General features: G+C 38.4%; 22 protein-coding genes. 20 read left to right on the top strand and 2 right to left on the bottom strand.

Annotation, left to right across the window (positions count from 1 at the left end):
- Positions 1-127: 127 nt before the first annotated feature.
- From DS031_RS08030 to pta, 6 genes are all read left to right on the top strand, one after another.
- Entirely contained in the window at positions 128-853 is a 726-nt protein-coding gene (locus tag DS031_RS08030) for a GntR family transcriptional regulator (protein WP_113805418.1), read from the top strand.
- 107 nt (positions 854-960) lie between these two features.
- Positions 961-1,311 (top strand): hypothetical protein, encoded by a 351-nt coding sequence (locus DS031_RS08025; protein ID WP_113805417.1) that lies wholly within the window; start codon positions 961-963, stop codon positions 1,309-1,311.
- Positions 1,312-1,706: 395 nt separating this feature from the next.
- Positions 1,707-2,843: an alanine dehydrogenase gene (gene ald / locus DS031_RS08020; RefSeq protein WP_113805416.1), complete on the top strand. Its 1,137-nt coding sequence runs from the start codon at positions 1,707-1,709 to the stop codon at positions 2,841-2,843.
- A gap of 48 nt (positions 2,844-2,891) precedes the next feature.
- Positions 2,892-4,250, top strand: a complete 1,359-nt coding sequence (locus tag DS031_RS08015) for an aminotransferase (protein ID WP_113805415.1) — start codon at positions 2,892-2,894, stop codon at positions 4,248-4,250.
- A gap of 250 nt (positions 4,251-4,500) precedes the next feature.
- Positions 4,501-6,270, top strand: a complete 1,770-nt coding sequence (xsc, locus tag DS031_RS08010) for a sulfoacetaldehyde acetyltransferase (protein WP_113805414.1) — start codon at positions 4,501-4,503, stop codon at positions 6,268-6,270.
- A 134-nt stretch (positions 6,271-6,404) separates the two neighbouring features.
- A complete protein-coding gene (pta, locus tag DS031_RS08005; RefSeq protein WP_113805413.1) occupies positions 6,405-7,397 on the top strand; it encodes a phosphate acetyltransferase in 993 nt (330 codons plus the stop codon).
- Between the two features lie 278 nt (positions 7,398-7,675).
- Here pta and DS031_RS08000 read toward each other — a convergent pair whose 3' ends face one another.
- Both DS031_RS08000 and nagE read right to left on the bottom strand, forming a co-directional pair.
- Positions 7,676-9,202, bottom strand: coding sequence for an APC family permease (locus tag DS031_RS08000; RefSeq protein WP_113805412.1), 1,527 nt, complete (start codon positions 9,200-9,202; stop codon positions 7,676-7,678).
- A 363-nt stretch (positions 9,203-9,565) separates the two neighbouring features.
- Positions 9,566-11,464, bottom strand: a complete 1,899-nt coding sequence (gene nagE, locus DS031_RS07995) for an N-acetylglucosamine-specific PTS transporter subunit IIBC (RefSeq protein ID WP_113805411.1) — start codon at positions 11,462-11,464, stop codon at positions 9,566-9,568.
- Between the two features lie 198 nt (positions 11,465-11,662).
- On the opposite strand from nagE, the gene nagA reads away from it, so the two are divergent.
- From nagA to DS031_RS07925, 14 genes are all read left to right on the top strand, one after another.
- Positions 11,663-12,868 (top strand): N-acetylglucosamine-6-phosphate deacetylase, encoded by a 1,206-nt coding sequence (nagA, locus tag DS031_RS07990; RefSeq protein ID WP_113805531.1) that lies wholly within the window; start codon positions 11,663-11,665, stop codon positions 12,866-12,868.
- Positions 12,868-13,605: a glucosamine-6-phosphate deaminase gene (nagB, locus tag DS031_RS07985; RefSeq protein WP_113805410.1), complete on the top strand. Its 738-nt coding sequence runs from the start codon at positions 12,868-12,870 to the stop codon at positions 13,603-13,605. The genes nagA and nagB overlap by 1 nt, the downstream gene beginning before the upstream one ends.
- 14 nt (positions 13,606-13,619) lie before the next feature.
- Positions 13,620-14,348 carry a GntR family transcriptional regulator gene (locus DS031_RS07980; RefSeq protein ID WP_113805409.1) on the top strand — a complete coding sequence of 243 codons (729 nt, stop codon included), beginning with the start codon at positions 13,620-13,622 and terminating at the stop codon, positions 14,346-14,348.
- Positions 14,349-14,370: 22 nt separating this feature from the next.
- A complete protein-coding gene (locus DS031_RS07975) occupies positions 14,371-15,111 on the top strand; it encodes an SIS domain-containing protein (protein WP_113805408.1) in 741 nt (246 codons plus the stop codon).
- A gap of 226 nt (positions 15,112-15,337) precedes the next feature.
- Complete coding sequence (locus tag DS031_RS07970; RefSeq protein ID WP_113805407.1) at positions 15,338-16,366, top strand: NAD(P)/FAD-dependent oxidoreductase; 1,029 nt, start codon at positions 15,338-15,340, stop codon at positions 16,364-16,366.
- A 46-nt stretch (positions 16,367-16,412) separates the two neighbouring features.
- Positions 16,413-16,661 carry a ferredoxin gene (locus DS031_RS07965; RefSeq protein WP_113805406.1) on the top strand — a complete coding sequence of 83 codons (249 nt, stop codon included), beginning with the start codon at positions 16,413-16,415 and terminating at the stop codon, positions 16,659-16,661.
- Between the two features lie 245 nt (positions 16,662-16,906).
- The gene (locus DS031_RS07960; RefSeq protein WP_113805405.1) at positions 16,907-17,704 is read left to right on the top strand and encodes an enoyl-CoA hydratase/isomerase family protein; all 798 of its coding nucleotides are present in this window, start codon (positions 16,907-16,909) and stop codon (positions 17,702-17,704) included.
- A gap of 177 nt (positions 17,705-17,881) precedes the next feature.
- Positions 17,882-18,796: a CoA transferase subunit A gene (locus DS031_RS07955; RefSeq protein WP_113805529.1), complete on the top strand. Its 915-nt coding sequence runs from the start codon at positions 17,882-17,884 to the stop codon at positions 18,794-18,796.
- 22 nt (positions 18,797-18,818) lie between these two features.
- A complete protein-coding gene (locus tag DS031_RS07950; RefSeq protein WP_113805404.1) occupies positions 18,819-19,607 on the top strand; it encodes a CoA-transferase subunit beta in 789 nt (262 codons plus the stop codon).
- Positions 19,594-20,043 carry an acyl-CoA thioesterase gene (locus DS031_RS07945; RefSeq protein ID WP_113805403.1) on the top strand — a complete coding sequence of 150 codons (450 nt, stop codon included), beginning with the start codon at positions 19,594-19,596 and terminating at the stop codon, positions 20,041-20,043. Before DS031_RS07950 ends, DS031_RS07945 begins: the two co-directional genes overlap by 14 nt.
- Positions 20,044-20,152: 109 nt before the next feature.
- Positions 20,153-21,037, top strand: a complete 885-nt coding sequence (gene paaX, locus DS031_RS07940; protein WP_113805402.1) for a phenylacetic acid degradation operon negative regulatory protein PaaX — start codon at positions 20,153-20,155, stop codon at positions 21,035-21,037.
- A 174-nt stretch (positions 21,038-21,211) separates the two neighbouring features.
- Complete coding sequence (locus DS031_RS07935; RefSeq protein ID WP_113805401.1) at positions 21,212-21,985, top strand: enoyl-CoA hydratase-related protein; 774 nt, start codon at positions 21,212-21,214, stop codon at positions 21,983-21,985.
- Between the two features lie 33 nt (positions 21,986-22,018).
- Positions 22,019-22,789 carry an enoyl-CoA hydratase/isomerase family protein gene (locus tag DS031_RS07930; RefSeq protein WP_113805400.1) on the top strand — a complete coding sequence of 257 codons (771 nt, stop codon included), beginning with the start codon at positions 22,019-22,021 and terminating at the stop codon, positions 22,787-22,789.
- A gap of 15 nt (positions 22,790-22,804) precedes the next feature.
- On the top strand, positions 22,805-23,788 hold the full coding sequence (locus tag DS031_RS07925) for an MBL fold metallo-hydrolase (RefSeq protein ID WP_113805399.1): 984 nt from the start codon (positions 22,805-22,807) through the stop codon (positions 23,786-23,788).
- The last annotated feature ends 130 nt before the right edge of the window (positions 23,789-23,918 follow it).

Raw genomic sequence — 23,918 nt, 5'->3', positions numbered from 1 at the left:
GAAGTCGATTTCATTGAATTTTCAGTAAAGTTTTGTTTTAATAAGGGTACATTCATATGAAAGAGGTTATATTTGTTACACTGGTACGGACATTACTATAATAAAAAGAAAAGAGGTGAAAGAAAAGATGGCACTTGATCATAATAATCCAATCCCACTTCATATTCAGTTAAAAAATAAATTAGAAAAGCAAATTATTGATGGACGTTATAAAGAAAAAATACCGAGTGAACGTGAATTTATGGAAACATATTCAGTTAGCAGAAGCACAGTTCGAGAAGCAATTGCTCATTTAGTTCGAGAAGGGGTTTTAGAAAAACGGCATGGAAAAGGAACATTTGTATCGTTAAAACCTGTGCAGGATTGGCTTGGAAGCCTCAGCAGTACAACGGAAACCGTTCGAAAAATGGGAATGAAGCCGGGAGCAAAATTAATTTCACACGGCATTGTTGCTGCTCCAGAAAACGTGGTTGATGCCACAGGTCTTGAAAAAGCTTACTTTATTAAACGATTGCGTTATGCAGATGATACACCTATTTCGATTGAAAAACACTATTATCCAATTGAAATAGGTAAAAAGCTGGCAAAGTATGACTTAGACAAGGCTACCATTTATGATTTGCTTGAGAAAGAACTTGGCATCACATTTGCGGAAGCAGAGCAGGTGATTACCAGTGGGTATGTCAGTGAGGAAGATGCAGCGTTTTTAGAAGTAACAGATCAAACGAGCATTTTAATTACAGATCGCGTAATTACGGATTTGGAAAACAATGTTGTAGAGTATTTTGAGGCCTATTATCGCTCTGACATGTATTCTTTTACAATTAAGCTATCGCGAAAATCGAGTTATTAGGTAGCAAAGGAAGAATTGGATAGGAGAAGCGAACAAGTTTTCTTTATTCAATTCTTTCTACTATGGATTTAAGTCAATGATTTAATATACAAAGGGTGGTGGACTAGATGGCGTGCTTTTGTACAAAATTAAAGCTTGAAGCGGATCTATGCGCTGGACCAATTTGGTGTTTAACCTGCAATGCAAATCTTTATCTTGATGAGTTAGCTTTGTCACCACAGCTAAAAAATGAACTTGTGCAGTGGGCTTTAAAATATGGCGAGTGGATTGATTGGGAACGTGACTATTTATTAAAAAATGGGTTGGAGCTTGAGAGGCAGCATAACTTATGGGGAATTTTGTTAACAAAACAAATGCAGCAGGAGCTCGGCCAACGTTACAGCATTACATTGTCCCCATCTACATCTGCTCAGTTTTATGCAAACTCTCAACAGAATTTCAAAGAGTATTCCTATTGAGCAGAAAATGTATTTTAGTTTTAAATAAGATTAATCAAATAACGTAATAAATAAAATTATTTAAAAATATTGAAAATTTAAAAAGATAATGTTTAAATAAATGTAGAGAGCATAAACACTTCAATCATCAACAGCTAGAAGCAAAATCCAGCATTGAATCTCGTTATAACTTTATGCGCCTAACTGGTACGGACGTCAGAACGTCAGTATTAGAAAGGTGTAATAGGGAGAAGGGAGGGCGATTTCTATTAAAATGAAACCGTTTTCTAAAGAAGGGGTTAGTTGGCTGAGGTTTAGAAGGGGAAAAGCAGTGCGGGGAGATCCTTTATTGAACTCTTCACAATTATGGCCAGTTGAATGGATTAAAAAAACGGATAGAGAGGAAGTGGCTGTTTATGATTATTGGGGTACCAAAGGAGATTAAAAATAACGAAAATCGTGTTGCGATGGCACCATCGGGAGTTGCGGCGTTTGTCAATGCCGGTCATGAAGTGTTGGTAGAACAAGGGGCAGGACTTGGAAGCGGCTTTTTAGATACTGAATATGAAAAAGCGGGAGCAAAAATTGTTTCGTCAGCTGCTGATGCATGGTCCGCTGAAATGGTAGTAAAGGTAAAAGAGCCCCAGCCTGAAGAATTTCAATATTTTCGTGAAGGGTTAATTTTATTTACATACCTTCACTTAGCGGCAGAGCCTTCTTTAACAGAAGCGCTTGTTGAAAAAAAAGTAATCTCGATTGCTTATGAGACGATTCAGCTCGATAACAACGGTTTGCCTTTACTAATGCCGATGAGTGAAGTAGCCGGCAGAATGTCAATTCAAATTGGTGCACAGTTTCTAGAAAAACGTAAAGGCGGAAAAGGTGTTCTGCTTGGCGGAGTACCGGGAGTTCGACCAGGAAATGTTGTCATTTTAGGAGGAGGCATTGTTGGAACAAATGCCGCAAAAATGGCGCTTGGATTAGGAGCAAATGTTACGATTTTAGACATTAACGCAGGGCGGCTTCGTCAGCTTGATGACCAATTTGCAGGGCGTTTAAGAACGGTGATGTCAAACAGCTACAATATTGCAGAAGCAGTAAAAGGGGCTGATTTATTAGTTGGGGCCGTATTAATTCCGGGAGCACGCGCACCGCAGCTCGTAACAGAAGAGATGGTAAGTAAAATGGAGCCAGGTTCTGTTATTGTGGACGTTGCGATTGACCAAGGAGGCTCGATTGAAACGATTGACAGAATTACAACACATGACGATCCAACCTATTTAAAACATGATGTGCTTCATTATGCCGTTGCCAATATGCCCGGAGCAGTACCGCGTACCTCAACGATTGCACTTACAAATGTGACAAGTCAATATGGTGTCTTTATAGCAAATAAAGGTTACAAGCAGGCTGGTATTGAAGATGCTGCACTCAGAAAAGGATTTAATACGATTAATGGGTGTGTCACATATCAAGCAGTCGCTGAAACACACGGCTTTGATTATACAGCCGTTGAAGAAGTACTAAATAGAGATGCCCTTACAATCACATAAATAACTGTTTTAACGTCTTCATTTATTATAAAAAGGGAGGTTTGTGGAATGGAAGTAAGTTTTGAAAAAGATGCGTTAGTTCAAAAAGATCATGATCATTTATGGCATGCGATGCGCCGTCATGTAGAAGGAACGTCTCCGATGATTGGTGTTTCGGGTGAAGGAGCATGGTTTACAGATGTGGATGGCAATAAATATTTAGATGGAGTTTCAGGATTATGGTGCCTAAACATTGGTCACGGGCAGGAAGAAGTTGTCCAAGCCGCGGCAGAACAAATGCGAAAGCTTTCTTACTTTCCGCTCACCATGAGCCACGCACCAGCCATTGAACTGTCAGCAAAAATTAGCGAGCTTCTTGGCGCTCCGTACACAACCTTTTTTGCAAACAGCGGTTCAGAAGCAAATGAATCAGCATTTAAATTAGCGCGTCAGTATCACATTCAAAACGGAAACCCCGGTAAATATAAATTTATTTCGCGATATCGCGCTTATCATGGTTCCACATTAGGAGCATTAAGTGCAACGGCACAGGCTAACCGCCGCGTCAAATATGACCCTGGTATGCCGGGCTTCCTACATGTTGTACCGCCATACAGCTACCGCAGTTTATTTGGGGATGACGCCGAAAAAAGTGATTTAATCGCTGCAGAAATGATTGACCAAATGATTACGTGGGAAGGCTCTGAAACAGTTGCGGCGGTTATTATGGAACCGTTTATTTCAGGCGGGGGCGTTATTGTGCCATCTCCAAAATATTTACAGCGCGTCTCTGAAATTTGTAAAAAGCATGATGTCCTGCTTATTATCGATGAAGTTGTTTCGGGGTTTGGACGCACTGGAAAAATGTTTGGCTTTATGCATTCTGAAGGTGTGCAGCCAGATATTGTTACAATGGCAAAAGGTTTAACGAGCGGTTATTTACCATTAGGTGCGACAGCTGTTAGCTCAAAAATCTATGAAAAATTTAAAGAGCAGGGAGCAGACAATCATTTCCGTCATATTTCCACATATGGAGGACATCCGGCAGCGTGTGCGGTTGCGCTGAAAAACATTGAAATTATTGAACGGGAAAGGATTGTGGATCGTGTTGCTGAACTTGGAGAATCGATTCTTGGCACTTTAAAAGGATTGATTGAGCATCCGAACGTTGGGGAAGTTCGTCATGCAGGCTTTTTATACGGCATTGAAATGGTAAAGGATAAAGAATCGAAAGAACCGGCAGCAGATGAAATGATGAATAAAATTGTTGGAAGATGCAAGGAAAAAGGACTGATCATTGGCCGTAATGGTGATACAGTGCCTGGTTTTAACAACGTATTAATTATTGCACCGCCATTAACATCTACAGAGGAAGATTTACGCTTTGTTGTGGAAACCGTATCAAGTGTGCTTTTTGAAGTGAATTAATAAGGTAAAGTAACAAACTTTAAACCCACCCATTAAACATTTATTTAAAATCATTGAAATAACAAATGAGAGTTATTAAAAATTATAATAAATGTATTTATTTAGAAAATATTGAATGTTAATACTGTTTATGATGTAATATGTTTAGAAAGTCATTATAGAGATAAAAGAGAGAAGCCATTATATTAACTGGTACGAACATCCGTATATCATGATCAGAAGTTGTTAACACTATAGGAGGTTTTGAAAAATGGCAAAAGTAGAAACTGAATTACAACAAGCACAAACAAAAAAGGTAAAAATGACACCGAGTGAGGCAATTGTTGAAACACTTCTTGCAGAAGGTGTCGATCATATTTCAGGTATTTTAGGTTCAGCATTTATGGATATGCTTGATCTTCTGCCAACAGCAGGAATTGAATTTATCCCAGTTCGTCATGAACAAAGTGCAGCACATATGGCAGATGCGTATACGCGTGTGACAGGTAAAGCGGGCGTTGTAATCGGACAAAACGGTCCTGGTATTACAAACATGGTAACATCTGTTGCGGCAGCAAATATGGCGCATACACCAATGGTCGTTATTTCGCCTTCAGCAGGTACACCGACAATTGGTTGGGACGGCTTCCAAGAATGTGATCAAGTGTCTGTGTTTGAATCGGTTACAAAAGCAACGGTTCAAGTGACACATCCAAGTCGTGTTGCTGACTGTTTACGTACAGCCTTCCGTCTCGCATATGCTGAACGTGGTCCTGTATTATATGACATTCCGCGTGATTACTTCTACGGTGAAATTGAAGATTATATCCTACAGCCGCATCAATATCGTGTTGAGAAAAAAGGCTACGGTGATTCAGCAGCGATTGATCGCGCCGTTGAGTTATTAGCTTCAGCGAAAAAGCCGGCAATTATTTCAGGACGCGGTGTTGTTGATGCAGATGCGATTGGAACAGTAAAAGAAATTGCTGAATATTTATCAGCACCTGTTGCCGTATCTTACATGCACAATGATGCATTCCCGGCAAACCATGAGCATTCAGTTGGACCGATCGGTTATATGGGTTCAAAAGCCGCAATGAATTGTTTAAAAGGTGCAGATGTGCTGCTTGCGATCGGAACGCGCTTATCTGTTTTTGGTACATTACCGTGCTATGATATTGATTATTTCCCGAAAAATGCAAAAATCATTCAAATTGATATTAATCACCGCAACATTGCGCGTACCCACCCTGTTGAAGTTGGAGTATTAGGAGATGCGAAAGATGCGAGTGATGAAATTTTAAAACGATTAAAAAATGTCGCACCAAATATTCAGCCAAATGAAGAGCGTCTTGCCCAAATTGCAGAAGAACGAGAAAAATGGGACAGAGAGCTTGTCGAGCTCGCGATGGAAGAAGCAGAGCCGATGCATCCACGCCGCGCGCTTCTTGAAATTTCTCGATTGCTGCCGGACAATGCGATCGTTACATCGGATATTGGAAATACAGCGTCTACATCAAATTCATATTTGAAATTCAATGAAAGCCGTAAGCATATTGCAGCCCTAACTTTTGGTAACTGCGGATTTGCGTATCCAGCTGCAATCGGTGCAAAAATTGCACGCCCGGACTGCCCGTCTATTGCAATCGTTGGAGATGGTGCATGGGGGATGAGTTTACATGAAATTAGTACAGCTGTTGAACAAAAACTGCCTGTTATTGCGTGTGTATTTAATAACGAAGCATGGTGCGCTGAAAAGAAAAACCAAGTTGACTTCTACAACAATCGCTTCGTAGGTGCCGATATTGAAGGGCCAAACTTTGCTGAAGTAGCAGAAAGCATGGGAGCGATTGGTGTTCGCGTTGATAATACGGAAGATTTAAAAGCAGCTTTTCAAGAAGCGTTAAAAGCAGACCGACCAACCGTTCTTGATATTCGTATTGATGGCACTCGTTTAGCACCGCCGTTTAGAAAAGATGCGCTAAAAATGCCAACACGCTTGCTTCCGAAATACGCGCATTTAGATCACCGCAATTGGTAAGGAGAGAGAAGAGGGGATTATTTCCCCTCTTTTATTATTAAATAAGGATTCATTATAGTTATTTGTGGGAAAGCGACAGCATTTTTTCATTTATGTAAATATTGATAGGCATTAAAAGTAGGGGAGGTTTTTTAATGAGCAATTTATTTGCTGATTTAACTGCAAAAGTGAAAAGCGCTCAACCGACTATTGTCTTTCCAGAAGGATTAGATGAACGGATTTTAGAAGCGGTAAGCCGTCTTGTCCATGAAAAAGTATTACAGCCAATTGTTATTGGAGAAGAACGAATTGTGAAAGCAAAAGCTGAGGAACTAGGCTCTTCAATAGAAGGGATAGAAATTATCAATCCTTATACATATGAAGGATTTGAAGAACTGGTCCAAGCATTTGTTGAGAGGCGAAAAGGAAAAGAGACAGAAGAAGAGGCACGAAGGATTTTGAAAGATGGTAATTATTTTGGGACAATGCTGGTGTATACAGGGAAAGCAGACGGTTTAGTAAGCGGTGCAGTTTATTCAACAGGTGAGACTGTTCGGCCGGCCCTTCAAATTATTAAAACAAAAGAGGGTATTAAAAAGACTTCTGGAGCGCTTTTAATGGTGAAAGGTGAGGAGAAATACATTTTCTCAGATTGTGCGATTAACATTGCACCAAGCAGCAGCGATTTAGCAGAGACTGCAATAGTAAGTGCAGAAACAGCGCGAATGTTTGGCATTGATCCTAAAATTGCGATGTTAAGTTTTTCAACGAAAGGCTCTGCCAAATTACCTGAAACAGAGAAAGCAGCAGAAGCGGCACGTCTTGCAAAAGAGCGGGATCCTCAGCTTTTACTAGATGGTGAACTTCAGTTTGATGCGGCATTTGTTCCCGAAGTGGCAATGAAAAAAGCACCGGATTCCCCGTTAAAAGGAGAAGCGAATGTGTTTGTGTTTCCGAGTTTAGAATCGGGAAACATCGGTTATAAATTAGTGCAGCGTTTAGGCGGATATGAAGCAATTGGACCTATTTTGCAAGGATTAAATAAACCAGTAAATGATTTATCACGAGGGTGTAGTGCAGATGATGTTTACAAGCTATCAATTATTACTGCGATGCAGGTGATTAACAGAGGGATAATCTATCATTAACATGAAAAAGAATAAAATAAGCGGCTAACAAGCTTTTAAATAAAGCTTGTTAGCCGCTTCATTGTTTTAACAATTAAAGAGTGTTCGATAAACAAGATGAGAGGTAGGTATGTTCTGCTTTCAATGAGAAATATGAAATTGTTGAAGAAGATTATGATATTTGAATAGTATTTTTGCTTATTTTATACGATTTTCAATATGAAACTGAGGCTGTTCTACAGGTGAATAAAACTAATCGGGCAGATATGGTAACCTACCCGATTCCAAAAATTGATCTATTAATGAAGATTTTCGACTTCAGGGGGCGTTTTAGTAAGTGCAACTTCATCCTCTTCTCTTGCAGCGGCAGTGGCTTTGCTTGTTTCATTTTCTATACCTAAAATATAATAATCCAACGTTGCTTTTGGAATGGCATTGAATTCTTTTTGTTTAACAGTGTAAAAGGCGATTCCGATAACGACCCAAGCAAACAATGCAATCCAAGATGGTGTTCCTAAAAAGCCAGGAGAACCAGGAACGACGAGTAATAAGAAAAATCCTAAACTGCTTAAAAGTCCTAATAACGAGATAAATTTTCTAAGCGGTGAAACGGTAACAGCTGAATCTTGTGAAAGAGATGCCGTTGCTGACCAGCTGAAAAACTTGAAAGCAACCGCGCAGCAATAAAAATAAGCAATTGTAACACCAATAGCGGACATATCAACAATCCAAAGCAGTACTTGTCTGCCAAAGAATGGGGCAAATAAACAAATCATGCAGGTGAAGATAATTCCAACATACGGTGTTTCATATTTTGAATGCAATGTTGCAAAAGCTTTAGGAAGAATTTTAGCGCGTCCCATCGCAAATAACAGCCGGCTTGTTGATACATAAAAGCCATTTAAACCAGTAAAGATTCCCATACATAAAGAGATTGCAAGTAAGCTAATACCAATTTTACCATAAGCGCTTTCTACAACTTCACCGGTTCCCCAAATGGATTGCTGCTCGATGAGGCTTTGCCAAGGCATCGCAACAGCTGTTGCTAGAACGGTAAGTGAATATGTAATACCTGCACAAATTAAGGCTAAAACGATTAGTGTAAATGCTTTTTTCGGAGGGAAATCAAACTCTTCAGCTGCCTGTGGAATATTATCAAAACCAACATATGCCCAAGGTGAAATGGCAACAATGGCAATGATTGCGGAAATGGTGCTCACTCCTGGTTTAAAGTAAGGTTGAATGTTTGTAACAGAGCTTGTTGGATGCAGAAACATTCCAATTGTTAATAAAATAACTCCTACAATTAACGTCATGCAAAAAATAAATTGAGCAAGTCCTGATAAACTTGTGCCGCGAATATTTAAATAGGCAAATACAACAAGAGCAGTACAAGCAATCGCCACTTCACCTGCATAAACATCCCAGCCGGCAATATTGTATAAAAGCCCCTGCTTTGCGATACCGGGAAGGACGAACTTTGCTAAAAGTGCGAGTGCTGAGGCGTTGAGTGCAACAATACACATATAGCCGAGAGCTAGAAACCACCCTGAGAAATAAGCGTGATGCCTTCCAAAACCAAAATAAGCATAAGCAAATTCTCCACCGGACACGGGAAGCTTTTCAATCAGAAACCCGTAGCTGACACCGATAATAATCATTAAAACGGCTCCGATGCTAAAGCCTGTAATAACTCCAAGCGGACCTGCCATTCCCATCCAATCTACTGGTAAAACAAAAGCTCCCCAACCGACAGCTGACCCAAATGCAATTGCCCAAACCCAATGCGGCTTTAACGTCTTCTTTAATTCCGTACGCTGTTCCATTACTTTTCCCCCTCATTTAGATAGAGTGATAAAACAGTCCAGTCACAAAACGTAAGCGCTATCAAAAAAGATTAACATATCCTGATGTCCGTACATCAGAACAAATGAAAGTAAATCCTCCTTTCTGAGCAGTACTGTTACTTTTTATAGTTATATCTTGATTAAATCAAAATTTACTGAATAATACAATATTTATAAGTGGAATACACTATCGTAATATAGAATGGCTGTTATTATGTTTTCGTATATAAGGAGGATTGGTTGATTTTCTCTTAAAACTTGCAGAAATAATACAGTGGAAAAATGTAAACAATTAACAAAAGCCAAAACACCTTATTCGTTAGGCGTTTTGGCTTTTGGATATTATTGAACTTTAATGATATCTTGTTCACCTTGATGATAGTTTCCTACTTTTTTTACATGCACTTCTTGTCCGTCTTGTAAGTTTGTAAAAATAACCGGTGTTACAACAGAAGGCGCATGCTCTTTTAAATAATTCAGGTCAATTTTGATTAACTCTTGGCCTTTTTTAATAGAATCTCCTTCATTTACAAGTGTTGTAAAACCTTTTCCGTTTAATTTTACAGTGTCAAGGCCAATGTGAATAAGGATTTCTAAATTGTCTCGTGTTTTAAGACCGATTGCGTGTTTAGTAGGAAAGATGGATACAATTTCTCCATCTACAGGTGAAACGAGAGTATCGTTTGTTGGCTCAATTGCAAATCCGTCACCCATCATTTTCGCTGAAAAAACTTGATCTGGTACATCGCTTAATGGCATTACTTTTCCTGAGAAAGGAAGGATAAATTCCATATTATTTGCTGAAATAGTGGACTCGGATACAGCTGATGCTGCTTCATTTTCAGCCTTTCCTAAGCTAATTGGTCCATTTTTAATTTGATATTTCATCGCATTTGCGACAAACTCAACATTTGTTCCAACAATGATTTGTAACCCTGTTTTTTGTAATTTAATGACACCGCGTGCTCCGTGTTTCTTCAAGCTGCTTTCATTTACTTTTTTCATATCGGCAACTGTTAAGCGAAGACGTGTTGCACAATTATCGACAGATGTCAGGTTATCTTTTCCGCCAAGATCTTGGATAAAGTAAGAAGCCATCACTTCATTTTTATCGCCTGTTGGAACAAACTCATTTCCTTCACTCTCTTCATCAATGTCATCTTCACGACCAGGTGTTTTTAAATCCAATGCTTTAATTAAGAAATAAAAGACTGCAAAATAAATGCCTCCATAGATTAAACCGATTGGAAGGAGGTATAACGGTTTTTGAGCAATTCCAAAGTTTAATATATAGTCAATTGCGCCGGCTGAAAAACCAAAGCCATGGTGAATATCTAGTAAATAGGTAATAACCATTGAACTTGCTGTTAATAAAGCATGTACACCGTATAATAGCGGTGATAAAAACATAAATGAAAACTCAAGCGGTTCTGTAATACCGGTTAAAAATGATGTGAAGGCAATTCCAATCACGAGTCCGGAAACTTCTTTGCGGCGTTCTTTCTTCGCTGTGGCAATCATCGCAAGCGCCGCAGCCGGAAGTCCAAACATCATAATTGGGAAGAAACCTGTCATAAACATACCAGCTGATGGATCGCCGGCAAAGAAGCGGTTTAAGTCGCCTGTTGCACCGTTATACTCCCCGAATACAAACCAAACAAGACTGTTTAAGACGTGATGAAGTCCAATTGGAATTAAGAGACGATTTAACAAACCAAATACACCAACACCAACTGCACCAGCACTAATAATCCATTCACCAACTGCATTGATTCCTTCTTGGATTGGCGGCCATACAACTCCAAATAATCCAGCTAATATAACCATCATGGCAGCAGTTACAATAGGAACAAAGCGTCTGCCGCTAAAAAAGCCGAGCCAATCAGGAAGAGTTATATTATGAAAGCGGTTATAAAGTAATCCAGCAATAACTCCTGATAAAATTCCTCCAAGTACAGCCATATTAATGTTTTCATTAATCGCTTGTGTAGCATTCGTTAATACAAAATAACCAATTGCACCTGCAAGACCTGCAGCACCATTATTATCTTCTGCAAATCCGATTGCAACACCAATTGCAAAAAGAAGGGCTAAGTTTGCGAAAATAGCGTCTCCTGCTTTTGCAACAAATGCAATATTAAGTAAATCTGGCTGACCTAATCTTAGCAGTAATGCGGCTGCAGGTAAAACTGCAATTGGAAGCATTAATGCCTTACCAATTCGTTGTAAAAAATTTAACATATGAATTCATCTCCTTTATGAAATGCTGAAATCGCCTTCTGTGAATTCATCCTATCACAATAAAATATAGTTGTCTATACCAATTTAATATTAATAATACTAATTTAAAGGGTTCTTCATTTAATACAACCAATATTGGTATAGACAACTATATTAAAAAGTGTTAAGCTAATAGTAGAAAATAGAGAAATAAAGATGATGTGTAAAGGAGTTGAGATTTTGAAATCATTCATTATTAAAAATATGACCTTGTATGCAGAAGAGAATACGTATAAAAACGGCTATATTAAAGTTGTGAACGGAAAGATCGCTGAAATTGGAGCTAATGATCAACAACTGTCAGATATAGAAGGCTATCAAGTGATTGAACTTCCAAAGAATACTGCTGTTATTCCCGGCATGATTGATGTCCACATTCACGGCGCGGCAGGTGCTGACACGATGGATGGCTCAATAGAAGCACTTCATACAATTGCAAATGCCCTTCCAAAAGAAGGAACAACAAGCTTTTTAGCAACAACGATGACCCAAAGTGAAGAAGCAATTGAAAAAGCATTAAAAAATGTTGGGAAATTTATCAGTGAAGAGCAAACAGCTGGAAAAGCGGAAGTTATAGGAGTTCATTTAGAAGGGCCATTTATTTCAAAAAAACGTGTTGGCGCACAGCCTGTTGATTATGTGATTGAACCGTCTCTTGCTTTATTTAAAAAGTGGCAGGATTTATCAGAAGGAAACATTAAGTTAGTAACAATAGCGCCCGAAGAAAAAGGCGGACTTGAGCTTATTCGCTATTTAAAGAAAACAGGTGTGACAGCATCAATTGGTCATTCAGATGCGATTTATGAGGAGGTCGATGAAGCGATCAAAGCAGGTGCTTCTCATGTTACCCATTTATTTAATGGCATGCGCGGACTTCATCATCGTGAGCCGGGTGTTGCTGGGGCAGCACTGCTTCGCGATGAATTAATGGTAGAACTAATTGCTGATGGCATCCATGTTCGTCCGGAAATGATTCAGTTAACTTATAAACAAAAAACGAGTGACCGTATGATTTTAATTACAGATGCGATGCGTGCAAAGTGCTTAAAAAACGGGGTATATGATTTAGGCGGACAAGAAGTGCATGTTGATGAGCAGCAAGCGACACTTAGTAACGGAACATTAGCGGGAAGTATATTAAAAATGAATGATGCTTGTAAAAATGTCTTACATTATACGAGCTGTTCATTGGAAAGTATCATTAAAATGACAGCTGTTAATCCAGCAAAGCAGTTACATGTATTTGATCGTAAAGGAAGCATTAAAGAAGGAAAAGACGCAGATCTTGTTGTGTTAGATAAAGATTTCAATGTTGTGATGACATTTTGCCGCGGCGAGCTTGCATATAAAAGGGAGGAATTATAATGGAATTGATTAAAGTACGTGATTATAATGAAATGAGTCAAAAGGCAGCTGAGATTTTAATCGGAAAAGTAAAAGGATCAGAAAAAATTAACTTTGGCTTAGCAACAGGAGGAACGCCAAAAGGCTTATATGAAAAAATGATTGAAGACCATCAAAAAAACGGTATAAGCTATAAGAATGTGACAACATTTAACTTGGATGAATATGCAGGACTTAGCGAAGAGGATCCGAATAGTTATCATTATTACATGAATGAATCCTTATTTAAGCATATCGATATTTTAAAGTCCAATACACATCTTCCAAAAGGCATCTCAGAACATCTAGAAAAAGAGTGTTCTGAATATGATAAAATGATTGCGGAAAACGGCGGCATTGACCTTCAAGTGTTGGGAATTGGACAAAACGGGCATATCGGGTTTAATGAGCCTGGAACGTCTTTTAAATCAAATACTCATGTCGTAAAATTAGCAGAATCTACTCGAGAGGCCAACGCGCGTTACTTTGATACAATTGATGATGTACCAACACATGCGATTACAATGGGGATTGCTTCAATTATGAAAAGTAAAGAAATTCTTTTACTTGTATCAGGTGAAGCAAAGCAAGAGGCGATGGGAAAATTAATGCATGGAGAAGTCACGGAAGAGTTTCCAGCATCGATTCTGCAAAAACATCCTCGTGTTACAATAATAGCAGATCAAAAGGCGTTATCTCGCGTGTTGATAACTCCTTGAAAGGAGAAAAAGAAATGATTGATAAAAGCTCACCTCTTCCTATTTATTATCAAATAGAAGAACAAATTAAACAGAAAATAGACAATGGTGAGTTGCATCCAGGGGACGCACTTCCATCTGAACGAGAATATGCAGAGCAAATTGGAATTAGCAGAATGACAGTGCGGCAGGCCATTAATAATTTAGTCAGTGAAGGTTATTTATTTAGGCAAAAAGGAAGAGGAACATTTGTCGCGGAAAAGAAACTTGAACAAAACCTTGTTGGCCTGACAAGTTTTACTGAAGATATGAAAGCAAGAGGACTTCAGCCAAGCAGTCAGTTAATTAGTTTTGAGATCATTCCGGCTCCAGAACAAATTGCAAATCGATTAAGTATTAAAAAGTATGCTCCAGTATACGAAATTAAGCGTGTGCGGCTTGCTGATGATGTTCCGATGGCACTTGAAACGGTCTATATTTCAGCAAACCTTGTGAAAGGATTAACTGAAGAGATTGTGAATGCTTCTCTTTATCAATATATTGAGGGACAAATGAATTTAAAAATTGGTCGTGCCGTTCAATCGCTTGAATCAACGATTGCGCATGACATGGAAGAGAAATATTTAAAGGTTGAAAAGGGTGCACCGATTCTTGTGATGGAACGTCATACATTTTTAGAAGATGGTGTACCATTAGAAGTTGTAAAATCAGCTTATCGAGCGGATCGCTATAAATTTACAATTGAAATGAACCGACAATCTTAACATTTGAAATGAGGAAATGCTTGTGTTAAATGATTATCTTAATAAAATAACATTGCTTATTCAAAACGTGCAGCAGCATGAAAAAGAGACATTAAAAAAAGCTGCTGAGGAAATTGCACGTTGTATAGAAAACGGCGGCATTGTTCATTTATTTGGCTGCGGCCATTCACATATGCTTACAGAAGAGGTCTTCTACCGGGCGGGAGGCTTAGTGCCGATTCATCCGATCTTTGTAGAAGAGTTAATGCTCCATAAAGATGCAGTTCGGTCCTCTCAGTTAGAACGGCAAAATGACTATGCAAAAAACTTTATGAACTCACAGCCGATTGAGCCGGGTGATATCCTGATTGTTATTTCAAACTCAGGTATTAATCCTGTCCCAATTGATGCAGCACAAATTGCAAAACAAAAAGGTGCTTTCGTTATTGGTTTAACCTCTCTTCATTATGCAGAAAGCGTTTCATCACGTCATAAATCAGGAAAACATTTATCTGAAGTTGTCGATCTAGTAATTCATAATCATGTCGAAAAGGGAGATGCATGTATGGAGCATCAAGCACTCCCTGTAAAGTTTGGACCCGGTTCCACGATTATTGGTGCTGCTATTTTAAATAGTATCATTGTTGAGGCAGTTAACATGATGGCGAATAAAGGAGTAAAGCCACCGGTGCTTTTAAGTGGGAATATTGAGGGAGCAGACGAATATAACAAGGAATTAACGGAACAGTATCAAAAGCGAATAGGGGAAATATTAAAGTTTTAACACGGAGCGGCATTAGCTGTTATCCGTGTTTTTTTGTTTTGTATCTAAAAAGGGAATATTGACCAGATTTTTCTTGACTAAATTTTCAGATTATTTTATATTATATTATAAATGCGGTAGTTTTAAAAACGTAATAACAGGAGTGTGATGCACTAAAATCAGGCTGTATAGGAGAATTGGAAGTTTATTTATAACCCTATATTGTAAATTTAAGGAGATGGTAAATGTGGTAAAAGAAAATAAATTATATGATGTAACCGTTATTGGCGGGGGACCTGTCGGATTATTTACAGCGTTTTATAGCGGAATGCGCCAGTTAAAAGTCAAAATTATTGAGAGCATGCCGCAGTTAGGAGGTCAATTAGCGGCCCTGTATCCAGAAAAGCATATTTATGATATTGCAGGATTTCCAAAAGTAAAGGCGCAGGAGTTAGTAGATAATTTGAAAGAGCAGGCATTTCAATTTGATCCAACAATTGTTTTAGAGCAGTCTGTTGTAACGGTTGACAAAAAGGATGATGTTTTTGAACTCACAAGCAATACGGGTGAAAAGCATTATACAAAAACAATCATTATTACAGCAGGAGCGGGAGCATTTGAGCTGCGTCGTCTCAATCTTAACAAAGCAGAACAATATGAAAATCAAAACCTTCATTATTTTGTAAATGATATGAGCGGTTTTATAGGAAAAAAGGTAGCGATTTGCGGCGGCGGTGATTCGGCTATTGACTGGGCATTAATGCTTGAGCCAATTGCAGAAGAAGTGACGCTTATTCATCGACGCAATAAATTTAGAGCACACGAACATAGTGTGGAACAGCTTATAAATTCGAGTGTGCGAATTAAAACGCCGTTCAATATAACAGAGGTTATTGGTGATGGGGTAAACATTAACTCAATTGTAATTGCAGAAGAGAAAGCGGACAGGGAAGAAACGCTTGAAATTGATGAGCTTATTGTTAATTATGGTTTTGTTTCTTCAGTAGGTCCTATTAAAGAGTGGGGATTGGAGTTGGAGAAAAATTCAATTGTTGTGAATTCAAAAATGGAAACAAGCATTCCGGGTATTTATGCGGCAGGTGATATTTCAACATATCCTGGAAAAGTAAAATTAATTGCGGCGGGGTTTGGAGAAGCACCGACTGCTGTTAATAATGCGAAAGCTTATATTAATCCGAATGCGAAAGTGCAGCCGCTTCACAGTACAAGTATTATGGGTTCAAAAGAAAAAAGCGGGGAAAAAATTCCGACTTAATCTATGAATTTAGTTTAATCTTTAAAAGTATATGGGAGGAGTTAGCATGGCTAAATATACAATCATTGATCAGGAAACATGCATTGCGTGCGGTGCGTGCGGCGCTTCTGCACCAGATGTTTATGATTACAATGAAGAAGGCATTGCTTTTGTTGTGCTTGATAATAATCAAGGAATTATAGAAGTGCCGGGATTTGCAGAAGATGATATGGAGGATGCGTATGAAGGATGTCCAACAGATTCTATTCAAATTTCCGATGAGCCTTTTGATGGTGATGTAGATAAATTTAGATAAATGTTTAGATTGGAAAAGCAGTTAAACGTGTATATGCGTTTTAGCTGCTTTTTATTTTCTGAAAAATCATAAAAAACAAATAAATGAGGTATTTAAAGGAAAAAAGAGTAAATGAAAGCATTTTCATAATAAAATCGGTAAATTGACGGAAAATGAGATTTGTAAAAAGAAGAGATGTTATTTATATTATGTATTATAAACGTAAGTAAAAAAACCATAATAAAAAATTCAGGAGGGATTTACAAATGACAACAACAACTGAAAAAACAAAAACGCTTACAGTAGTAAAAGAAAACGGAGTAGCAGAAGTTCATTTACACGTTAACAAAACAAATTCTTACAGCTTGGAGTTTTATAAAGAATTAAATGCTGCAATTGATGATATTCGCTTTGATAATGAGATTAAAGTAGTTATTCTAATGAGCGATATGCCGAAGTTCTTTTCTGCAGGTGCTGATATTAATTTCTTAAAAGCTGCAGAGCCGCGCTTTAAAACGCAATTCTGTCTTTTCTGTAATGAAACACTTGATAAAATTGCCCGTTCACCGCAAATTTGGATTGCATGCCTTGAAGGACATACAGTTGGCGGCGGTCTTGAAATGGCGCTTGGATGTGATCTTCGCTTCATGGGTGATCAAGCTGGAAAAATTGGTCTTCCGGAAATCAGCTTAGGTGTTCTTGCCGGAACAGGTGGTACACAGCGTTTAGCGCGTCAAGTTGGTCACTCAAAAGCTCTAGACTTAAATATTACAGGTGATACGATTTCACCGCAGGAAGCATTAGAAATCGGCTTAGTTGATCGCGTATTCCCTCAAGAAGAAACATTGGAAAAAACGCGTGAATATGCAAGAAAAGTTGCAAACAGCGCTGCATACGCTGCTTCTAACATTAAGCTTTCAATCATGAATGGAAAAGAAATGCCGTTAAACGTGGCCATCCGTTATGAAGGTGAACTGCAAAATCTATTATTCCGCTCACAAGATGCAAAAGAAGGATTAAGCTCTTTCATTGAAAAACGTCCTGCAGAGTGGAAAGGTCAATAATAGCATGAAAAATGGGAAAGCAATATCGATGAAAAGAAACAATCGGTATTGCTCTTTCCCACTTTAAAGGACAGGGAATTAGTGTAATTTCACTGCGAAATAAACAGAACGCTTTTATAACGATCGAATAGAAACCATTTATATTAGAAATATAGAGGAAAATGGATGTGGTCAGTTATGAGTACAAAATTGCAAACATTAAGTGAAGCCATTTCTGAGCATGTACAGGATGGTGATTCCGTTTTAATGGGAGCCTGTCTTGAGCCGATTATTCCTTTTGCCGGAGCGTACGAAATATTGCGTCAGGAAAAGAAAAATCTTACATTATTAGCGCCTATTTCCGATATTTTACTAGATATGATGATTGGCGCCGGTGCTGTTCAAAAAGTGGTTACGGCATGGACAGGCAACGTCAGTGCAGGGCTTGGCTATAATTATCGCCGGGCTGTTGAAAAAGGAATTCCTCACAAAATTGAAATAGAAGATCACAGCAATTTTACATTTGGACTATCGTTATTAGCAGGTGCAATGGGGGTACCGTTTTTACCGACAAAGTCATTACTCGGGACAGATATTTTAAAAAGTAATCCGAAATTACAAGTTGGAAAATCACCGATTGGGGAAGAAACACTTGTCTATGTCCCGGCTTTAAATCCAAATGTTGCAATTCTAGGCGTACAGCGTGCAGACGAAACAGGAGGGGCTCATCTTTGGGGAAATATCGGTGTCTCCCAAGATGCGGCGCTCGCAAGTAAAAAGGTTATTTTGCTTGCTGATGAAATTGTTTCTAAAAGGACGATTGAAAGCGATCCCAACCGTGTACTCGCTCCAAACTTCAAAGTCACATCTGTTGTTCACTGTCCGGCATTTTGTCATCCATCGCCAATGCAGGGGTATTATAAGCGCCATCATGAGTTTTTCCATGACTATGGGAAGGAAACAAAAGACGAGACTGGGTTTAAAAATTGGTTAAATAAATGGGTGTACAGCGTCGGTTCTCATGAAGAGTATGTTGCATTAATTCAAGAATTTGAAGAACTTAAAATAAAAAGTGAAGTACATGCTGAAAAAGTGAATTATGCGCATCAATAAATAAAAAAAGGGGGGGAGTGAAATGGATTATACAGCTGAGGAATTAATGGTTGTTGCCGCCTCAAGAGAGATTAAAGATCATGAAGTTGTTATTGTTGGAACGAGGCTCCCGATTCTTGCCTTTTCGCTGGCGAAAATGACGCATGCACCGAACGCTGTCGGTTTTTATGACTGCGGCATTGTGAGAGATTCCCCGTCAAAGGAGTTTTTATATACGATGGGTGATACACCGAATCTTACGGGATCACAGTGGTGTACAACAACAAATAATCTGATGTTTCTCCTACAGCAGGGCTTAGTGAATGTCGGTTTTATCGGCGGAGCGGAAGTGGATAAATTCGGCAACATTAACACTTCATATATTGGTGACTACAAAGAAACAAAAGTAAAGCTGCCGGGAAGCGGCGGCGGTGCTGATTTTGCTTCCCTTTCAGAGCGGTTATTAGTGATTATGAATCACGAAAAAAGAAGATTGAAAGATAAAGTCGATTATATTACATCGCCTGGCTACGGGAGCGGCTATAATTGGCGTGAAGAAGTAGGTTTGCCGCGCGGCGGTGTCGGAACATTAATTACAAATTTAGGTTTAATGACGCCTAATCCTGAAACGAAAGAGCTTGAGCTTGCTTCAATTCACCCAAATGTTTCAATAGAAGAAGTACAGGAAAACACAGGGTGGGAGCTGAAAGTAAGTGACAATTTAATCGAAACACCAATACCATCTCCTGAGGAACTGGAGGCGATCCGTTCAATGGATCCGGAAGGCTTTTGGACAGGAGGAAGGGGGAAAAAGCAGTATGAGAGAAAATAAGTTTCAATTACGAATCAATTGGGGAGACACTGACAAAGCTGGAATCGTCTATTATCCGAATTATTTTAAGTGGTTTGACATTGCCGGCCACCAATTTTTTCGCAGTATCGGTCTTGCCCCGTCCGAGCTTGAGGAAAAGCATAATGTCATTATTCCTTTACTAGATGCAAGATGTTCATTTGAAGAACCGCTTTTATATGATGATATTATTACGATTAAAACGGTGGTCGAAGAAATTAACCGAAAAACGATTAAGCTTAAGCATGAAGTATATAGAGGAGACACGAGAACAGGACACGGTTATGAAGTACGCGGCTGGGTAAAAGAGGTTGAAGGGAAGTATAAAGCTGTTCTCATTCCGGATGAAATAAGAGAAGTGTTACAAGAAAAAGTGGAAGTAGAGTTTACGCAAAAAAATCCGTGGTTAAGCGCCTAAAAATTAATTGCTGCTCTTCCTGCTGTAAAGGGAATAAGTTGTTGCAAAAATCGAATAATTGCAATACCCTAAAAGGTACAAGTTGAAATAATAATTGAAGGTGAAAATTATGAAACCAAGATCATTGATGTTTACACTTTATGGGGATTATATTCAATTTTATGGCGGAGAAGTGTGGGTTGGCAGCTTAATTAAAATGATGAAGGAGTTTGGAATTTCTGAATCGTCTGTGCGTGGTGCGATCTTACGAATGGTGCAGCAGGATTTGATGCAGGTTCGAAAAATTGGAAACCGCAGCTATTATTCCATGACCGAAAAGGGAAAACGCCGTATTGATGATGGTCATCAGCGCGTCTATTCCATTCGCAGTCAAAAATGGGATGGCTATTGGCGAATTATGACGTACTCGATTCCAGAAGAAAAACGTGCACTGCGTAACCAAATTCGCAAAGAATTAAACTGGACAGGATTTGGGATGATTTCAAACAGCACATGGGTAAGCCCTAATTCTCTTGAAAAGCAAGTAATGGAAATGATTCAAACATATGAATTAGAAAATAACACCGTTTTATTTAGTTCAAGTTCGATCGTTTCTCATGATAATGAAGATATTATTAAAAAAGGCTGGGATTTGGAAACCCTTTCTGAAGAGTATTTACAGTTTATTAAGCAGTACGAACAAGTTCATGAAGTATTAAAAGAGAAGGCTTGGGATGAAACATTAACCGATAAAGAATGTTTTCTTGAACGAACGTCTCTTGTTCATAATTACCGAAAATTCCTTTTTAAAGATCCTGGTTTTCCAGTTGATTTATTACCGGATGATTGGAATGGGACAAAAGCAAGGGAGCTGTTTTGGAACATTCATCAGCTTATTTCGGTACGAGCGGTTCGATACTTTGATTCGTTATTTGAGCAAGCACCAGATCAAGATCATAAACTAAATCGTGAAAAAGCGATTAATCCCTTTTCTGAAGTCTATATGAGTAATTGATGATTAGTAAAACGCTGAAAACGAAAATAAACAAAAGATAGAACGACTTATAAATATAGGTAAGTCGTTTTCTTATACCGTTTCATTTACATAATTTCAACGGTCGTAATAAAAACGTATTGTATTAGATGGTTAATTTTTATAATCATGCAGAAATTGCGGGGTGAATAAAACGTGAAAAAGGTTACTGTAGAAAAATATCAGCATTTAGCTGTCGTAACATTAAATCGTCCAGAGCAGCTAAATTGTTTTGATTATGAAACATTAGTACAGCTTGAAGAGGCAGTAGAAGAACTTAAGCTGGATGTTGAAGTGCGTACGATCATTTTTACAGGGGCAGGTGAAAAAGCGTTTAGTGCGGGTGCTGATTTAAAAGAAAGAAAGCATTTAACTGAAAAAGAAGTACGCCGAAATGTTTCAAAAATCCGCGATGTGTTTAATAAAATTGAAGAGCTTCCGCAGCCTACCATTGCGGCCATTAACGGCTACGCACTTGGCGGAGGGTTTGAACTTGCATTAGCGTGTGATTTTCGTTATGCCGCCCCAAGCGCTGTAATGGGACTAACAGAAGTAAGCTGGGCGATTATTCCCGGTGCAGGAGGAACCCAAAGACTGTCACGCTTAATTGGAATATCAAGGGCAAAAGAATTAATTTTAACAGCAAGAAAAATAAACGCCAATCAAGCAGAACACTGGGGTATTTTAAATAAAGTCGTGCAAAGCTCGTTATTAGAAGAAGCAAAAGAGTTAGCTGCTGAAATCATGAAAAATGGGCCGCTTGCGGTAAGACAGGCAAAATATGCGATCAATCACGGCAGTGGTGTTGATCTTCACACAGGCATTGCGCTTGAAGCGAAAGCTTACGAAGTCATTATTCCAACAGAAGACCGCCTTGAGGCATTGGAGGCATTTAAAGAGAAACGAGCACCGGTGTTCCAAGGGAAGTAATTTGAAATAGTGATAATTAAGGAGGAATTGAAAATGAAGCAATATGAGACGATTTCATTTTATGTTGAAAACAGTACAGCAGTGTTAACGTTCAATAGACCGCCTGTGAATGTATTAAACATGGAGATGATGGAAGAAATCGTAGATGCTCTTGAAACAGTTTGCAAGAATAATAGTTTAACTGCCTTAGTAATTAAAGCAGAAGGAAAAGCTTTTTCAGCTGGTGTCGCGATTGAAGATCATTTAGGAGACAAAACAGAACCGATGATTCATTTATTTCATAAAATGTTTCATATTTTAGCACGCGTTCAATGTCCGACAATTGCTGTTGTTGACGGCGCGGCATTAGGAGGCGGCTGTGAAGTAGCGACGTTTTGCGATATTGTCATTGCAACAGAAAAAGCTAAATTTGGTCAACCTGAAATTAATTTAGGGTTATTCCCTCCTGTTTCCGTCGTATCTTTCCCATGGTTAATGGGTTTAAATCGTACAATGGAGCTGCTGCTCACCGGTGAAACAATTGACGCACAGAAAGCTTACGAATATGGGCTTGTAAATCGAATTGTTGCGAGAGAAGAATTAGACAGCAGTATTGAAAAACTTTTAAGCAATTTCCGCAGTAAAAGTCCGCTTGCGCTTTCATTAATGAAAAAAGCAATCCGAAAAAGTATGACATCAAGTTTCTCCAGTGCAATTGGAGAAGTTGAGCAAATTTATTTACAAGATCTTGTTAGAACAAATGATGCACAGGAAGGGCTGCATTCATTTCTTGAAAAGCGGGAACCTGTTTGGAAAAATTCATAAAAGAGGTGTGAAATAATGATTAAGCAGTTAAGGGAGAATTTATTCAGACTTGCAATTCCTGTACCGTTTCCGATGAAATATGTGTATTGTTATTTATTTAAAATGGAGCAGGAAGTCATTTTAATTGATACAGGATTTAGTGACCAACCTGCGAAAGAGGCTTGGCTTCATATCTTTTCTGAATTAAACATTGATCCTAAACAGGTGACTAAAATTTATTTAACGCATTTTCATCCTGATCATTCCGGATTATCAGGATGGATGCAGCAGTTAACGGGTGCAAAAGTATATATGAGTCAAACGGATATGGCAATGTTTACCCATGTTTTTATGAACGGAAACAATCAGGCAAAACAAATAGGTGAAATGGCTGTAGAAAATGGGGTTCCTATTAAGCTAGCAGACAATATCGCTGAACATATGAATGAGCTGACGAAACATATTGCACCGCTTCCGAATTTCACTGAGCTAACAGAAAAGAAAATACTGCTTGGAGATAAGAGATGGGAGGTTATTGCAGTTCCTGGTCATAGTGATGGTCATGTTTGTTTTTATGAACCTGAAGAAGAACTGTTAATTGCCGGTGATCATATTCTTGATAAAATCACTCCTAATATTAGCCTATGGCCTGGCGGTAGTGACAACCCTTTAAAAAACTATTTTCATTCTCTTAAACTTGTATCAAAATTTAGCGTTAAAGAAGTCTTTCCGGCTCATGGAGAAATCATTCTTAACTTAAAAGATCGCATTGATAAATTATTATGTCATCACGACGAAAGGTTAAAAAAGATGGAGTTATTAGCTGCTCGAGGTTGTACAGCTTATGAAGTGGCTGTGCAAACATTTAACGCAAAAAAATTGACGGCTCATCAATGGCGTTTTGCGATGGCTGAAACGTTGGCACACCTTGAATACTTGGTAAGAAGCGATAAATTAAGAAAAAAAACCGAAGATAATGTTGTTTATTATGAAGGAAATAAACATAAAATTGTTGTTTAATAAGAATAAAAATAAGAATTTTTTATTTGAATGGGAATCTATTATTGGTTAATAGATTCCTTTTTTTACACATTCTAAGTAAAAAGTAATGGAATTATAATTATGTTTTTTAAACGTTAGTTAAAAAAAC

Source organism: Bacillus taeanensis, from assembly GCF_003318295.1.
Lineage (GTDB): Bacteria > Bacillota > Bacilli > Bacillales > UBA6769 > Maribacillus > Maribacillus taeanensis.
The sequence above is the reverse complement of the archived record's forward strand: the minus strand, read 5'-3'. Positions and strand labels throughout refer to the sequence as shown.

Excerpts from the sequence above, each read along its gene's own strand:
- DS031_RS08030 (WP_113805418.1), top strand. The coding sequence starts at position 128 with ATGGCACTTGATCATAATAATCCAATCCCACTTCATATTCAGTTAAAA.
- DS031_RS08025 (WP_113805417.1), top strand. The coding sequence starts at position 961 with ATGGCGTGCTTTTGTACAAAATTAAAGCTTGAAGCGGATCTATGCGCT.
- ald (WP_113805416.1), top strand. The coding sequence starts at position 1,707 with ATGATTATTGGGGTACCAAAGGAGATTAAAAATAACGAAAATCGTGTT.
- DS031_RS08015 (WP_113805415.1), top strand. The coding sequence starts at position 2,892 with ATGGAAGTAAGTTTTGAAAAAGATGCGTTAGTTCAAAAAGATCATGAT.
- xsc (WP_113805414.1), top strand. The coding sequence starts at position 4,501 with ATGGCAAAAGTAGAAACTGAATTACAACAAGCACAAACAAAAAAGGTA.
- pta (WP_113805413.1), top strand. The coding sequence starts at position 6,405 with ATGAGCAATTTATTTGCTGATTTAACTGCAAAAGTGAAAAGCGCTCAA.
- DS031_RS08000 (WP_113805412.1), bottom strand. The coding sequence starts at position 9,202 with ATGGAACAGCGTACGGAATTAAAGAAGACGTTAAAGCCGCATTGGGTT.
- nagE (WP_113805411.1), bottom strand. The coding sequence starts at position 11,464 with ATGTTAAATTTTTTACAACGAATTGGTAAGGCATTAATGCTTCCAATT.
- nagA (WP_113805531.1), top strand. The coding sequence starts at position 11,663 with ATGTGTAAAGGAGTTGAGATTTTGAAATCATTCATTATTAAAAATATG.
- nagB (WP_113805410.1), top strand. The coding sequence starts at position 12,868 with ATGGAATTGATTAAAGTACGTGATTATAATGAAATGAGTCAAAAGGCA.
- DS031_RS07980 (WP_113805409.1), top strand. The coding sequence starts at position 13,620 with ATGATTGATAAAAGCTCACCTCTTCCTATTTATTATCAAATAGAAGAA.
- DS031_RS07965 (WP_113805406.1), top strand. The coding sequence starts at position 16,413 with ATGGCTAAATATACAATCATTGATCAGGAAACATGCATTGCGTGCGGT.
- DS031_RS07960 (WP_113805405.1), top strand. The coding sequence starts at position 16,907 with ATGACAACAACAACTGAAAAAACAAAAACGCTTACAGTAGTAAAAGAA.
- DS031_RS07955 (WP_113805529.1), top strand. The coding sequence starts at position 17,882 with ATGAGTACAAAATTGCAAACATTAAGTGAAGCCATTTCTGAGCATGTA.
- DS031_RS07950 (WP_113805404.1), top strand. The coding sequence starts at position 18,819 with ATGGATTATACAGCTGAGGAATTAATGGTTGTTGCCGCCTCAAGAGAG.
- DS031_RS07945 (WP_113805403.1), top strand. The coding sequence starts at position 19,594 with ATGAGAGAAAATAAGTTTCAATTACGAATCAATTGGGGAGACACTGAC.
- paaX (WP_113805402.1), top strand. The coding sequence starts at position 20,153 with ATGAAACCAAGATCATTGATGTTTACACTTTATGGGGATTATATTCAA.
- DS031_RS07930 (WP_113805400.1), top strand. The coding sequence starts at position 22,019 with ATGAAGCAATATGAGACGATTTCATTTTATGTTGAAAACAGTACAGCA.
- DS031_RS07925 (WP_113805399.1), top strand. The coding sequence starts at position 22,805 with ATGATTAAGCAGTTAAGGGAGAATTTATTCAGACTTGCAATTCCTGTA.